Origin of the sequence: Streptomyces sp. CGMCC 4.7035 (assembly GCF_031583065.1) — a bacterium.
Classification (GTDB): domain Bacteria; phylum Actinomycetota; class Actinomycetes; order Streptomycetales; family Streptomycetaceae; genus Streptomyces; species Streptomyces yaanensis.
In genome coordinates, this window is sequence record NZ_CP134053.1 from 7,954,890 (window position 1) to 7,968,469 (window position 13,580).

General features: G+C 69.2%; 10 protein-coding genes. 2 read left to right on the plus strand and 8 right to left on the minus strand.

The features are described from left to right. Nucleotides 1-82: 82 nt before the first annotated feature. The 7 genes from Q2K21_RS35080 to Q2K21_RS35110 form a co-directional block, all read right to left on the minus strand. The gene (locus Q2K21_RS35080) at nucleotides 83-2,389 is read right to left on the minus strand and encodes a glycosyltransferase family 39 protein (RefSeq protein ID WP_310780242.1); all 2,307 of its coding nucleotides are present in this window, start codon (nucleotides 2,387-2,389) and stop codon (nucleotides 83-85) included. Then, the gene (locus Q2K21_RS35085) at nucleotides 2,386-3,933 is read right to left on the minus strand and encodes a bifunctional glycosyltransferase family 2/GtrA family protein (protein WP_310780244.1); all 1,548 of its coding nucleotides are present in this window, start codon (nucleotides 3,931-3,933) and stop codon (nucleotides 2,386-2,388) included. The genes Q2K21_RS35080 and Q2K21_RS35085 overlap by 4 nt, the downstream gene beginning before the upstream one ends. Before the next feature lie 14 nt (nucleotides 3,934-3,947). Then, nucleotides 3,948-5,591, minus strand: coding sequence for a sensor histidine kinase (locus tag Q2K21_RS35090; RefSeq protein WP_310780246.1), 1,644 nt, complete (start codon nucleotides 5,589-5,591; stop codon nucleotides 3,948-3,950). Continuing rightward, nucleotides 5,588-6,328 carry a response regulator transcription factor gene (locus Q2K21_RS35095; RefSeq protein ID WP_046727718.1) on the minus strand — a complete coding sequence of 247 codons (741 nt, stop codon included), beginning with the start codon at nucleotides 6,326-6,328 and terminating at the stop codon, nucleotides 5,588-5,590. The genes Q2K21_RS35090 and Q2K21_RS35095 overlap by 4 nt, the downstream gene beginning before the upstream one ends. Before the next feature lie 250 nt (nucleotides 6,329-6,578). Continuing rightward, complete coding sequence (locus Q2K21_RS35100) at nucleotides 6,579-6,929, minus strand: antibiotic biosynthesis monooxygenase family protein (RefSeq protein ID WP_310780248.1); 351 nt, start codon at nucleotides 6,927-6,929, stop codon at nucleotides 6,579-6,581. Nucleotides 6,930-7,211: 282 nt separating this feature from the next. Then, nucleotides 7,212-8,078: a DUF2797 domain-containing protein gene (locus Q2K21_RS35105; RefSeq protein ID WP_310780250.1), complete on the minus strand. Its 867-nt coding sequence runs from the start codon at nucleotides 8,076-8,078 to the stop codon at nucleotides 7,212-7,214. Between the two features lie 73 nt (nucleotides 8,079-8,151). Then, on the minus strand, nucleotides 8,152-8,718 hold the full coding sequence (locus tag Q2K21_RS35110; RefSeq protein WP_310780253.1) for a nucleoside deaminase: 567 nt from the start codon (nucleotides 8,716-8,718) through the stop codon (nucleotides 8,152-8,154). Between the two features lie 83 nt (nucleotides 8,719-8,801). On the opposite strand from Q2K21_RS35110, the gene Q2K21_RS35115 reads away from it, so the two are divergent. Both Q2K21_RS35115 and Q2K21_RS35120 read left to right on the plus strand, forming a co-directional pair. After that, the gene (locus Q2K21_RS35115) at nucleotides 8,802-9,770 is read left to right on the plus strand and encodes an antibiotic biosynthesis monooxygenase (RefSeq protein ID WP_310780255.1); all 969 of its coding nucleotides are present in this window, start codon (nucleotides 8,802-8,804) and stop codon (nucleotides 9,768-9,770) included. A 284-nt stretch (nucleotides 9,771-10,054) separates the two neighbouring features. Beyond that, on the plus strand, nucleotides 10,055-11,431 hold the full coding sequence (locus Q2K21_RS35120) for an FAD-binding oxidoreductase (protein WP_310780257.1): 1,377 nt from the start codon (nucleotides 10,055-10,057) through the stop codon (nucleotides 11,429-11,431). A 192-nt stretch (nucleotides 11,432-11,623) separates the two neighbouring features. Here Q2K21_RS35120 and Q2K21_RS35125 read toward each other — a convergent pair whose 3' ends face one another. Continuing rightward, nucleotides 11,624-13,336, minus strand: a complete 1,713-nt coding sequence (locus Q2K21_RS35125) for a multicopper oxidase family protein (RefSeq protein ID WP_310780259.1) — start codon at nucleotides 13,334-13,336, stop codon at nucleotides 11,624-11,626. Nucleotides 13,337-13,580: the final 244 nt, after the last annotated feature.

Consider the following 13,580-nt stretch of genomic DNA (forward strand, 5'->3'; position numbering starts at 1 on the left):
GGCGAGGTGCAGCCGTGGTCGAACGGAAAAGCGGTGGCCCGGGGCTCTGTGCCCCGGGCCACCGTCCTTCTTCAGTGGAACGTCAGCTGCTGCTCGCCTTCTGCGTGAGGTCGTAGAAGGTGGCCGAACCGACCGTCACCTTCTTGAAGTTCTGCTGGACCCACGAGCTGATCTGCGAGGAGACGTTCGATCCGCCGCTGCTGTTGCCGCCACCGCCGCCGAAGCCGCCGCCCGCGATGAAGTAGTGGATCTTGCCTTCCTCCACGTACTTCTTGAACTGGTCCAGCGTCGGCGACGGGTCGCTGCCGTTGAAGCCGCCGATCGCCATCACCGGCTCCTCGGTGGAGAGTTGGTAGCTCGCCGCGTTCTGCGCGCCGATGGCCGCCGCGACCCAGGTGTAGTTGTTCGCGTCCGCCTCCAGCAGCTTCTTGGCCTCGGAGCTGACGTCGGCGCCGTTGAGCAGACCGCCGATGCCGCCGCCACCGCCCATGCCGCCGTCGCCCATCTGACCGCCGGGGCCGCCCTGCTGGTTCTGGCCGGTGCCGTTGCCCTGCCGGCCGTTCTGGCCGTTCTGGCCCTGGGTGTTGCCGTTGCCGTTGCCGTTGCCGTTCTGGCCGGGCATGCCGCCGCCGAAGCCGCCGTTGCCGCCGCCCGGGAAGCCCTGCTGGCCGTTCTGGCCGTTCTGGCCGTTCTGGCCCTGGGTGTTGCCGTTGCCGTTCTGCTGGTTCTGGCCCGGCATACCGCCGCCGAAGCCGCCGCGCATGCCGCCACCGCCGGGACCGCCGCGGCCGCCCATCATGCTCGCGCCCGCCGGACCCGCCGTGACGATCGAACCGGTGTGCCCCTGGTCCACAGTGGTCAGGGTGTACGCGGTCGGGCCCGCCAGCGAGGCCACGATGCCCAGGCCCACCGACGCGAGGGCGAGCTGCCGCCCGATCCGCGCCGCGAAGATCAGGCCGAGGGCGCTGACCAGACCGCCGATGAGGACGAGCCACTTCAGCCAGGGCAGGTAGTCCGGCGTGCGGTTGAGGAGCACGTACCCCCAGGCCGCGGTCGCCGTGACGGTGGCCGCGAGGGTGAGCGACGCCCACACCTTCGACCGCTCCTCCCACAGGACCGTGACGCCCATGCCGACCAGGGCGGCGATGTAGGGGGCCAGGGCCACCGTGTAGTACTGGTGGAAGATGCCGGCCATGAAGCTGAAGACGAGCGCGGTGATCAGCAGCGAGCCGCCCCAGGCCAGGAAGGAGCCGCGGACCAGGTCGGCCCGCTCGGCCTTGCGAGTGAGCACCAGGGCCGCCACGAGCAGGATCAGCGCGGCCGGGAGCAGCCAGGAGATCTGGGAGCCGATCTCGGAGTTGAACATCCGGTCCCAGCCGGTCTCGCCCCACTGGCCGCCGTTGCCGCCACCACCGCCGCCGACGCTGCCGGTCTCGTCGCCGTTGATGCGGCCGAGGCCGTTGTAGCCGAAGGTCAGCTCCAGGAAGGAGTTGTTCTGCGAGCCGCCGATGTACGGGCGGGAGGACGCCGGCCACAGCTCGACGATCGCGACCCACCAGCCGCCCGACACGACCAGCGCGACGGTCGCGAGGCCCAGCTGCACGAGCCGCTTCTTCAGCTTCACGGGCGCGCAGACGCCGTGGACGAGCGCCAGCGCGGGCAGGATCAGGAAGGCCTGAAGCGTCTTCGTCAGGAAGGCGAAGCCGACCGCGACGCCCGCCCACACCAGCCACTTGGTGCGGCCGTCCTCCAGGCCCCGGATCACGAAGTAGACCGTGAGCGCCATCAGCAGCGCGAGGAGCGCGTCCGGGTTGTTGAACCGGAACATCAGCGCCGCGACGGGGGTGAGCGCGAGCACGGCGCCCGCGATCAGGCCGGCCGCGGGGCTGAACCGGCGCCGGACGGCCGCGTACACCACGGCGACCGTGAGGACGCCCATGATGACCTCGGGGACGAGGATCGCCCACGAGTTCAGGCCGAAGATCCGCACCGACAGGGCCATCGGCCACAGCGAGGCCGGGGGCTTGTCGACGGTGATCGCGTTGGCCGCGTCGAGCGAGCCGAAGAAGAACGCCTTCCAGGACTTGCTGCCGGCCTGGACGGCCGCGGAGTAGAAGGAGTTGGCGTACCCGGAGGCGCTCAGGTTGTACAGGTACAGCAGCCCGGTGGCGAGCAGCAGGCCGAGGAACGCGGGGCGCGCCCAGCGGGGGTCCTCGGGGCGGCCGCGCCAGAGTCTGCGCGCGAACGGCTGCTGGGGCTCGCCGGCCCCGGGGGCCGGAGCCGGCACGGCCACCGGCTCCTGCACGGCCGTCGCCCGGGACGAGGGCGGCCCCCAGGACGAGGGCCCCGCACCCCCCGGATGACTTGTCCGGTCGTAGTCAGTGGTCATCGTGGGTCCCTCGGGTCGGTGTCGTGCGGACGCACCGGCTGCAGCGGCATGGTCGCGTCCCTCCAGATGGTGCTGTCCGCGGCATCACCGGCGCGGAACTGCGATGTGTCGTACGCGGCCCGGGGCGCCATGGGGCGCTGCGGCAGCGGCTGCTGCTGGTACCGCTCGTACTGCTGGAACTGCTGGAACTGCTGGTCGTAGCCGGTGGCCGCCGTCGCGTAGGTGGGCGAGGAAGGGCCCTGGGCGGTGACGGTCGACGGGGACGACGGGAAAGACGGGGAAGACAGGAAAGACAGGGAGTCGTCGCGCCGGTCAGGGAACACCCAGGCCCGGAAGAGCAGGAACCGCAGCACCGTCGCCGCGAGGTTGGCGGCGATCAGCACCGCCAGTTCCGTGGAGTGCGCGGGGTTGCTCGCCGCCGCGTTCAGGGCGGCGAGGGAACCGCTGGTCAGGGCGAGACCGATACCGAAGACGACCAGGCCCTGCGCCTGGTGCCGGACGGCGCCGCCCCGGCCGCGCACCCCGAAGGTGAGCCGGCGGTTGGCCGCCGTGTTGGCGATCGCCGAGACCAACAGGGCGAGCGCGTTGGCGATCTGCGAACCCGAGAACTGCCGGAAGACGCTGTAGAGCGCCAGGTAGAAGAGGGTGGACAGGCCGCCGACCACGCAGAAGCCGACGAGCTGGCGGGCCAGGCCCTTGGGTACGTCCTTGATGTCGCGGTCGCGCGGGTCGTCACCGAACGGGCGGGCGATCCGGTCCAGCGGCAGCGAACCGGTGGCCAGGGCCTTGCCCACGCGCCACACCCCCTTGAGGTCGTCCGTCGCCGTCTTCACGATGTGCACCGTGGAGTCGGGGTCGTCGACCCAGTCGACCGGCACCTCGTGGATCCGCAGGCCCGCGCGCTCGGCGAGGACCAGCATCTCGGTGTCGAAGAACCAGCCCGTGTCCTCGACCAGCGGCAGCAGCACCTGGGCCACATCACGCCGGATCGCCTTGAAGCCGCACTGCGCGTCCGAGAAGCGCGCCTGCAGCGAGCCCCGCAGAATCAGGTTGTACGTGCGGCTGATGAACTCCCGCTTGGCACCGCGCACCACGCGCGACGAGCGGGCCAGCCGCGAACCGATCGCCAGGTCGGAGTGACCCGAGATCAGCGGTGCCACCAGGGGCAGCAGCGCGTTGAGGTCGGTGGACAGGTCCACGTCCATGTAGGCGAGGATCGGGGCGTCCGAGGCGGACCAGACGGTCCGCAGCGCCCGGCCGCGGCCCTTCTGCTCCAGTCGGAAGGACGTCACCTCGGGGATCCGCTCCTCCAGCCGCGCGGCCACCCGGGGGGTGGTGTCCGTGGACGCGTTGTCCGCGATCGTGATGCGGAACGCGTACGGGAACGTGCGCTTGAGGTGCTCGTGCAGTCTGAGCACACATGGCTGGAGGTCCTTCTCCTCGTTGTAGACGGGGATCACTACGTCCAGGACAGGCGTACCGGCGTCGCCGGCCGGGAGGTGCTCCCGCGCCGGCAGGGTGCCGGGAGAAGAGTCGGTTCGCATGCCGACGACTCTCGTCAAACGCCCTGTTGCACCCATGTGGTGGCGCTGTGCTGTACCTGTGAGTGCCGTTGCCGGTTCGTTTCGGGATCGGGTGTCGGCACGTACGGGGCGAGCGCGGGCAGATGCACGGTGAACACGGTCTGCCCCGGCACGCTGTCGACGGTCACGGCACCGCCGTGCGCGGTCGCGACGGCCTGCACGATGGCGAGCCCGAGTCCGGTCGAGCCGGTGGAACGGGACCGCGCGGAGTCGCCGCGCGCGAACCGTTCGAAGACGTGCGGGAGCAGATCCGGCGGAATGCCCTGGCCGTCGTCCTGGACGTCCACGCACATCCACGGCCCGCGCCTGGCCACGCGCGCGGTGACGGTCGTACCGGGTGGGGTGTGGGTCCGGGCGTTGGCGAGCAGATTGACCAGCACCTGCTGGAGGCGTGCCGCGTCGGCCGACACGAGCGCCGGATCGTCGGGCAGTTCGAGCCGCCAGTTGTGATCGGGTCCGGCCGCGCGCGCGTCGCTGAGCGTGTCCACGACGAGGTGGACGAGGTCGGTCTCCTCGAACTGCAGCGGCCGCCCGGCGTCCAGCCGTGCCAGCAGCAGCAGGTCCTCGACGAGCAGGGTCATGCGTCCGGCCTCGGACTCGATGCGCCGCAGGGCGTGGCGGGTGTCGGGCCCGGTCTCCTCGCGCCCCCGCCTGGTCAGCTCGGCGTATCCACGGATGGAGGCGAGCGGCGTGCGCAGCTCGTGACTGGCGTCCGCGACGAACTGCCGTACGCGCGTCTCGCTCTGCTGCCGCGCGTGCAGGGCGCCGTGGACATGGTCGAGCATGCGGTTGAGGGCGGCCCCGACCTGGCCGACCTCGGTGTGCGGATCGGTCTCGGACTCCGGGACCCGTTCGTTGAGGGTCACCTCACCGGTGTGCAGCGGCAGCTCGGAGACCCGGGTGGCGGTCGCGGCGACCTTGCGCAGCGGCCGCAGGGCGAGCCCGACGAGCACGGAACCGGCGATACCGGCGGCGACGAGACCGGCGGCGGTGACGCTCACCTCGACGAGGATGAGGGTGTCGATGGTGTTGGTGACCTCCGCGGTCGGCAGGGCGACGTAGTACCCGCCATTGCCGTCCTCGGCAGCCTGGTACCGAACCCGGTACTCCCCGAGACCCGGGATGTCCACGGTGCTCGGGCTGGTCTTCGACGCGGAGGCGAGGGCGGCCTTCTGCGCGTCGTTGAGCGTGCCGGCTTCCATGCCCTTCGCGCCGAAGGGGTCCTCGGACTTGTTCCTGGCGAAGACCCCGTTGCTGATCTTGCCGTTGCCGTCCACGTAGGCGGCGACGGTCTTGTACTGCGTCGGCCCCCGCGAGACGAAGTTGTTCAGTTTGACGCTCGGCGTCTCCTTCACCGCCACGTCACCGCGCGGCGCCGCGTCGGGAGTGTTGCCGCCCGGATTCCTGGGGCCGCCGCCCGACACGCGCATGGCGCTGTCCTTGAGCTTGCCGTCGTCGAGCTGCCGGTACAGATGCTGCCCCAGCGCGATGGTCGTCACCGTGCCGATCACGGCACACACCACGGCGATCAGAGTGACCGCGGAGACGACGAGCCGCGTCCGCAGCGTGCGCGGCTGTCGTCCTCGCCTCTGCGTACGCGGCTGTCGTCGGCTGCTCATGACGCCGCGGGCTTGATCAGATAACCGGCCCCGCGCCGGGTGTGGATCATCGGCTCGCGCCCGGCGTCTATCTTCCGCCGCAGGTAAGAGATGTAGAGCTCGACCACATTGGCCTGCCCGCCGAAGTCGTACGACCACACGCGGTCGAGGATCTGCGCCTTGCTGAGCACGCGCCGGGGGTTGCGCATCAGGAAGCGGAGCAGTTCGAACTCGGTGGCGGTGAGGTGGATGCCCTCACCGGCCCGCGACACCTCGTGGCTGTCCTCGTCGAGGGTGAGGTCACCGACGACGAGCACCGAGTCGGAGCGGCGGTCGGCGGCACCCGAGCGGCGGATCAGCCCGCGCAGCCGGGCCACGACCTCTTCGAGGCTGAACGGCTTGGTGACGTAGTCGTCGCCACCGGCGGTCAGCCCCGCGATCCGGTCCTCCACGGCGTCCTTGGCGGTCAGGAAGAGGACCGGCACGTCCGGCAGCTCGCGCCGCAGCCGCCCCAGAACGGTCAGGCCGTCCATGTCCGGGAGCATCATGTCCAGGACGACGGCGTCGGGGCGGAACTCGCGCGCGGTCTGGATCGCGCCCTGTCCATCACCCGCACTGCGGATCTGCCAGCCTTCGTAACGGAGGGCCATGGAGAGCAGCTCGGTGATAGACAGCTCGTCGTCCACCACCAGCACTCGGACGGGGCTCCCGTCCGGCCTCAGCAGTTCGGTGCGCCCCTGGGGCGAGGTCGTGGTCATGGTGGACACCTTGTCGGGGTCCTCTAAGAGCGCCCTTTCACCAATCTGTGATTTCCCTGAGAAACTCACAGGCGCCTCTCAGGGAACACCTGGGAAGATCGAGAAATCGCCTGGTTCACGGCGCCCATGGCGTCGCCGCCGGGCGTGGACGAGACCCGGAGGAGCGGCCGTCCCCCATGAACAGGCTGTGCACCGACTGGGAGTGACGGCACATCAGAGCCGCACAGGGAACGGCGCTACCCCGGTTCAGTCAGTCCTGCGCCCGCTCGAAGGTGTGGCTGCGCTCGACCTTGGCGACATGCAGCGTGTACGACTCGTACCAGTGCGCGCGTCCGTGCTTCTGGGCCGCACGGTGATCCAGGTTGCCCCGCCACTCCTCGATGGCGGCCAGGTCCCGGAAGTACCCGACGGTGATCGAGAGCCCGCCCGGGGTCCGGGCGTGGTCCATCCCGAGGTAGCCCGGGACCTCCTTGACCAGCTCCTCCATCCGGTCGGAGGTCTCTCCGTATCCGTTGTCCCCCTCGGTCCGTACCGAGGTGAAGACGACGGCGTAGTAGGGGGGTTCATGGGCGGCGACAGGTGCAATGCGGTGATCGCTCATGTCGTCCACGATCGGCCGAGGCGCCGCCCCAGTCCACCCCTCATGCCGAACGGGGTCCGAAAGGGATCCGACTCTTGACCCTCGCGCCCCACGGCGAGGTCGCGCACGGACGGCGGATACGGCGGACGGCGGATACGGCGGACGGCGGATACGGCGGACGGCGGACGGCGGACGGCGGACGGCGGACGGCGGACGGCGGACGGCGGACGGCGGACGGCGGACGGCGGACGGCGGACGGCGGACGGCGGACGGCGGACGGCGGACGGCGGACGGCGGACGGCGTCAGAACAGCCCGTCCTGCACCCCTGTGTCCCCCCACTCCCGTACCGGTACGGTCACTTCGTCCCGCTCGGCAACCGCCAGCTCCCACCCCGTCATCAGCCGCGTGTCCAGTACGACGACCCCGCGCCCGGTGGCCAGATGCAGATCGGGCCCGGCGGCAGCCAGCACATCCCCGCTCACCGCACCGCCGGCGATCAGCTCGCTCACCACACCGTCCACGCGTGGCAGTCCGTCGAGCCCGAACACCCCGCTGTGGTCGACGGCCCGGAACGGCGCCCGCTCCAGCGACTCCGGCCAGCCGTCGAGGGCCACCGCGCGCGCGTGCAGCTCCGCCAGCTCGGCGGTCCGCTCCCCGGCCGGCGGCAGCACGGCCCGCACCGCCCGCTTGCCGGCGTACGCAATGCGGTCCGGCACCCGCAGCGCGGCCCGCAGCAGCTCCTCCGCCCGCCGCGCCGCCATCAGCGGCCCGCGCCCAAGCCAGCTGAAGGAGACGGCCCCCTGCTCCAGCAGCCGCGCCGGACCGCGCTCGACCGCGGTGATCCCGACCTTGACCATGCCGGGCCCGAACCAGGCGAGATACACGCGATACGGCCGCGGATCGTCGGCGACGGTATCGGCGGCGACGGAATGCGCCCGGTCGAGCCGCGCGCATTCCTCGCACCGCGCGCTCGTACTGCGCCCCGGTACCTCGGCCCGCATCGGGCACCCGTGTCCACGCGCGCCCACGCACGTCCGCGCGCTCCCCGCCACGACCGCGAAGGCGACCCGCTTCCCCCGCTCCAGACCACTGCGCCGCCCCCCTTCCCACCCCAGCACGGGCACGCCCTCACCCCACCGCAGCCCCGTGCATCTCCACACCTGTGTCATCGCTCCCGAGCCTAGGGGCCACCGCTGACAACGCGGGACGGGCGCGGGGCCCGCCCCTCATCATGGGAAATCCTCAGTAGGCGTGCCGGTCCGGCTTTTCCGTCCAGGCCGCGTACGCCTTCTCACCCAGCTCCGGATGCATCTGCTCGATGTGGATCCGCCGTTGGTCCAACGGCTTCTTGAAGTCCTCGTACTGGTAGACGTCGTCGAAGCCGATCTCCCGCGTGGCATCCAGGTCGCAGCTGAAGTAGACGTTGTCGATGCGCGACCAGTAAATGGCGCTCATGCACATCGGGCACGGCGCGCCGCTGATGTAGATCGAACAGCCCTGGAGCATCCGGGCCCGCTCGGGGACCGGGTCGGGAGACCCTTCGGGACGCGGCACGTATGCGAGGGTGCTCTCGTTCTGGTGCTCCTCCGAGATGGTGGGGGCCTCGGGGTTGAGACGCTGCACCGCCTTGCGGATGGTCTCCATTTCGGCGTGCGCGGTCGGGTCGCCGGTGAGAAGCACACGATTCTGTCCCCGGGCGACGACCTCGCCGTCCCGGGTGAGCACGGCGCCGAACGGGCCGCCCCAGCCGTGCTCCACCGACTCCGTGGCCAGCCGCACCGCTTCTTTCAGGAACTCCTTGTGACCCATGTCGACCTCCGTTCCACCCCACCATCTATTACGATTTCCTCCTGGTTTGTCCGATAAGTTCCTTTGGGATTAGGCTACTCAATATGAACGCCAGCGCAAACCGCGATAGCGGCGGAGCCGGAGCGACCGTCGTGACCTCCCAAAAGGTCGTCCCCGGTTGCGAGGAGGACTACCAGCGCTGGCAGGAACAGGTGAATCGGGCCGTACGCGACTTCGAAGGCTTCGAGGGAACGGAGTTGTACCCACCCGACTCCCCCGAGGACAACCAGTGGGTCGTGGTCTTCCGCTTCTCGGACGTCGACCGGTTGACCGCCTGGCTCCGGTCGGGAACGCGCCGGCAACTTCTCCATGAGGGTCGCGAACTGTTCGAGGAAGAGCCCTCCCAGGAGGTTCTGCGCGGCGGGCAACGACCCCAGGAAGCCGTCACGGCGGTCATCTCCCATGATGTGAAGCCGGGCCGGGAACGGGACTTCGTGGGCTGGCAGGACAAGATCCTGAAAGCCCAGGAGAGGTACCCGGGGTTCATGGGGTCCGAACTCTTCGCCCCGGTGGAGGGGATCCAGGACCGCTGGGTCGTCGTCTTCCGGTTCGACACCCGCGAACACCTCGACCAGTGGCTGGAGTCGGACGTCCGCGAGAAACTGCTGACCGAGGGGCGCGACTACTTCGCCGGCTACGACGTGCGCGAGATCGCGTCGGCCTTCAGCGGATGGTTCCGTTTCGGCGAAGGGGAGCAGGCGGGTGTCCCGCCCAACTGGAAGCAGGCCATGTCCGTGCTCCTCGCGCTCTATCCGACCGTCATGGTGCTCAACCTCACCGCGGGCCGTGCCCTCACGGATGCGGGCGTTCCGGGGTACCTGGGCCTCTTCATCAGCAATGTGCTGAGCGTCGCGATTCTGACCTGGTTCATGATGCCGCTGGTCGTCAACCGCGCCCTGGCCTTCTGGCTGGCACCGGACCGGCCGCGTTCGCGCCGCGTCGACATGGCGGGCGCGGCCGTGGTCGCGGTCTGCTACGCGGCACTCGTCGCCCTGTTCGGCCTCACCACCTGACTGACCTCAATTTGATTCGCCGAATTTCCTCATGCCAAGGGATTTCATGGTGCCAGTGGCAATCTCTGCCGGCCACGAGTCGTCTCGGCACGGACTGCGAGGTACGCTGGAATGCGCTTGAATTCCCCAACTGCCCTGAAATTATCACTGACCTGAAATCAGCACCGACCTGAATCGGCACGGAATAACGCCTCTTCAGCGTCTTCCACGACCGTAGTCTCCGCAACTTCTCGGTCGTGCGGGCGTGAGGCGAGCAGGGGGTGCCGAGGCGAGGAGTACAGGTGATGAGCCGGCACACGCAGATGCGCGGTCTCGGGGCAATCGCGGTACGGCGGGACGACGCCGATTACGAAGACGTCCGCAGGTCCGTGCTGTGGAACGAGCTCGTACCTGCGCGCTTCCCGGACGTCATCGTTCGCCCGGCGTCGGCCCATGAGGTCGTGGAAGCCGTCCGCCTGGCCCGGTCCCAGGGACTCCGCGTCGCCATGCGGTCGGGGGGACACAGCTGGTGCGTGTCACCGCTGCGCGACGGCGGCATGCTCATCGACCTGTCCGGGCTCCGCACGTGCACCGTCGACCCCGCCTCCGCGACGGCGACGGTACAGCCGGGCACCACAGGCCAGGAGCTCACCTCGGAGCTCGGCCGTCACGGGCTGGCCTTTCCCGCGGGCCACTGCGGGTCCGTCGCCGTCGGCGGATACCTGCTGAGCGGAGGGCTCGGCTGGAATTCCGGCGTCCGCGGTCCGGCATGCGCCGACGTCCACGAGATCGAAGCCGTCACCGCCGACGGCGAGCCGGTCACCTGTAGTGAGCGCGAGCACCCCGACCTGTTCTGGGCGGCGCGGGGGGCGGGCCCCGGCTTCTTCGCCGCGGTCACCGCCTTCCGCCTCAGGCTGTATCGGCAACCCGGTGCGATCACGAGAACCACGTGGACCTTTTCCCTCGCGGACGTCGCCGAGGTGATGGACTGGGCGACCGGGGCGGCCTCGGGGCTCTCCCCGAACGTCGAGCTGAGTTTCTCCCTCGGCACGGCGGACCCCGGCACGACGCCGGGACGCAAAGTGGTGACCGTGACCGGGACCGCCTTCGCCTCCACACGGGAGGAAGCCGACGCGTTCCTCGGACCACTCCGTTCCTGCCCTCTCGCCGAGCGCTCCCTCGCCCGGCAACTGGACGCGCCGATGACGTTCAGGACCCTGTACGAGGGCTCGGCCGCCCTGTGGCCTCCGGATCACCGCTATGCGGCGGACACCCTGTGGTCGGACGCCGACTTCCCCACGCTGCTCGGGCAGCTCGCCGACGCCGTCGACGCGGCCCCGTCGAGCAGATCGCTGGTCCTCGCTCCGGTCACGCCGGCCGCCCCTCCGTCCCAGGACATGGCCTTCTCCGTGCTCGGGGAGAGCTACGTCGTCCCCTACGCCGTCTGGGACGATCCCCAGCAGGACGCCGCCAACATCGACTGGCTGCGCCAAGCCATGCACGCGGTCGAATCCCTGGGCACGGGGCACTACATCGCCGAGACCGACCTCACCGCCGCCTCGTCCCGCGCCCGTCGGTCCTTCACCCCGGACGACTGGCAGCGCCTGGGAACCCTCAAAGCGCGGTACGACCCGGACGACGTCTTCTGCTCGTATCTGACACCGGAGGACGCTCCTGCCTGACGCCGGAGCACACCATGACCGTGCAGGTAGCCACCCGGTCACGGGTAGCCAACCCCGTCCCGGAGTGTGCCCCTGGATCGGGGCCGGCAGACGCGGACGCCGCACAGCGCATCACGGCCACAACGCCAGAGGCCCCGGACACTCCGGGGCCTCTGATCGGTGCGCACTCGGCACGAGTGGCTGTACCAGTGTCTACAGCTTGCGCACCAGTGTGTCGAGTCGTCGCAGCGTGGCTACGTAGGGCAGTTGGCGTTGCGGCTTCTTGCCAACAGCCAGAGGGCGCATCATCTCGATGGCGCCGCCTGTCGAAGCGCCGTCCTCGTGGGAAAGGATGTGGCAGTGCCAGACTGAGGTTCCCGGGATGGTGTATGTGCCGACCCAGGCGGTGATGAAATCCGGAGGGGACACAAAGGTGTCCTTGGGGCCGGATTCGTAGGCGGCTGCCGGTTCGAAGGGTCCGATGGTGCCCGGCACGGGCCTGCCGTTGGCATCCCACTGCCCGACGTGCCATCGTCCAACCAGCCGGAGTTCGACGATGTGTTCATGGAAGGGATGCGCGTCCGGGCTGTGGTTGCGCATGGCCCAAACTTCCGTGGACCCGAGTTGGGGCTTCTCGGTGGGCGGGTCGAAGTAGTTGAGCAGCTGCTTCTTGTCCCCGATCTGGGGCACGCCAGGCGTGTTCTCGCCGGCCTGAACCGTTCGGAGACGAGCCTCCCTCAGCGTGCGAGCGAGTGGCTCGGTGTTGTTGGTCTCCCGGATTTTCTTTGGCACTCGTGAATGGTCCGGAGACGTCACATGGGGGCCCACGTCGAATCGCATCAGCCGAGGAATCAGCGGCGCTGCGTTCGGCCCCGGGTAGGGCGCGGGAGCGTCGTTGGCCAGCACCCACTTCTGCGAGTTGTGGCCGGTGAAGTCGACGACCACCCTGTATCGCTCTCCGGGGGCGATGAGCAGGTCTCTGACGGGAGCGGGATGCAGCAAGTAGCCCTCGTCATTGCCGACCACGGTCATCGCCGGGGGGCCCGAAGGAGCACCGCCGACCTGCTGGAGGCTCAGGTGATAGAAGCGAGAGTCGGAACCGTTGACCAGGGTGAAGGTATAACGTCTCGGCTCCACGTTCTGCTTGGGTGCGATGGTCCCATTGATCACGGGGAGGTCGCCGAAGAATTCCGGGTCTGCGTGCGTGTAGCACAGCGAATAGTCGGCGTTGAACGACTTGTCCTGAAGCACGTAGGACTTGGCGAAATCACCCCGCGGCAGCCCGAACGAACGCTCCCGCTTGTCGGTGTTGGGCGCCAGCCCTGCCAAGCCCTCATAGACGTGGTACGAGTCCATCGCATCGGCGTGGTCGTGGTACCACAAGGGCGCCGCAGCCTGGTCGTTCGGATAGTGATTCGTCTGCGACCCACCTGGTGGGACTTCCACTCCGTTGGGTGCAGGGACACCGTCGCTTTTCACAGGCTGGAGACCGCCATGGCGGTGTGTGGTGATGGTGTTGTTGTTGTTCGGCTGGTCGAAGGGAAAGACAGGCGTGCCCGCTGCGGGCAGGTTGTTGACGACCCGCACCTTGATGGGGCGGCCCTCCCGGGTGACGATCGTCGGCCCGAGGTAGTCCACGGTGGCGTTGGCCGTGCTGTAACCCAGCGTCCTGGTCGGCCCCCACGCGCTGCTGAATTTGTGGGTGTTGTGTACGTCCACCGTGAGCGTGTACCGCAGTCGGTCGTCGTCGTGCCCTCCCAACCCGCGCTGGTGGCGCCTGTCTGGTGCGGCAACCGGCGGCTGCTGCACATTATCGATGAAAGGCGTCACCGCGGGCGAGGGGCCGCAGGACGTAGGCTGAGCAGCAAGCGCGGTGGTCGCGAACGATCCAGCCGCCATCAGCGACCCGGCCCCGACGACAGCCATGCTGGTAAACCCCGCCAGCACACGCTGCGGTACCAGATGCCTGGCAGACCGCCCGGGCTGCCGATGCCATGTCACCCTGAGCAAGAAAAACCTCCCACAAAGCGTTACCGGCACTCGGACGCCGTCGACGCGTTGAATTTTGCCGTCACCGATCGGACGCGATTGGTGAAATTTGACGCGTCTGTGAACCGTCAGAGAGAGCCTGCGATCTGCGTCGGATACGTCGGCTTAAGAATGCATGCCG

What these genes read in the sequence shown, in the direction of transcription:
- Q2K21_RS35080 (WP_310780242.1), bottom strand. Translation starts at nt 2,389, where the DNA reads ATGACCACTGACTACGACCGGACAAGTCATCCGGGGGGTGCGGGGCCC.
- Q2K21_RS35085 (WP_310780244.1), bottom strand. Translation starts at nt 3,933, where the DNA reads ATGCGAACCGACTCTTCTCCCGGCACCCTGCCGGCGCGGGAGCACCTC.
- Q2K21_RS35090 (WP_310780246.1), bottom strand. Translation starts at nt 5,591, where the DNA reads ATGAGCAGCCGACGACAGCCGCGTACGCAGAGGCGAGGACGACAGCCG.
- Q2K21_RS35095 (WP_046727718.1), bottom strand. Translation starts at nt 6,328, where the DNA reads ATGACCACGACCTCGCCCCAGGGGCGCACCGAACTGCTGAGGCCGGAC.
- Q2K21_RS35100 (WP_310780248.1), bottom strand. Translation starts at nt 6,929, where the DNA reads ATGAGCGATCACCGCATTGCACCTGTCGCCGCCCATGAACCCCCCTAC.
- Q2K21_RS35105 (WP_310780250.1), bottom strand. Translation starts at nt 8,078, where the DNA reads ATGACACAGGTGTGGAGATGCACGGGGCTGCGGTGGGGTGAGGGCGTG.
- Q2K21_RS35110 (WP_310780253.1), bottom strand. Translation starts at nt 8,718, where the DNA reads ATGGGTCACAAGGAGTTCCTGAAAGAAGCGGTGCGGCTGGCCACGGAG.
- Q2K21_RS35115 (WP_310780255.1), top strand. Translation starts at nt 8,802, where the DNA reads ATGAACGCCAGCGCAAACCGCGATAGCGGCGGAGCCGGAGCGACCGTC.
- Q2K21_RS35120 (WP_310780257.1), top strand. Translation starts at nt 10,055, where the DNA reads ATGAGCCGGCACACGCAGATGCGCGGTCTCGGGGCAATCGCGGTACGG.
- Q2K21_RS35125 (WP_310780259.1), bottom strand. Translation starts at nt 13,336, where the DNA reads ATGGCTGTCGTCGGGGCCGGGTCGCTGATGGCGGCTGGATCGTTCGCG.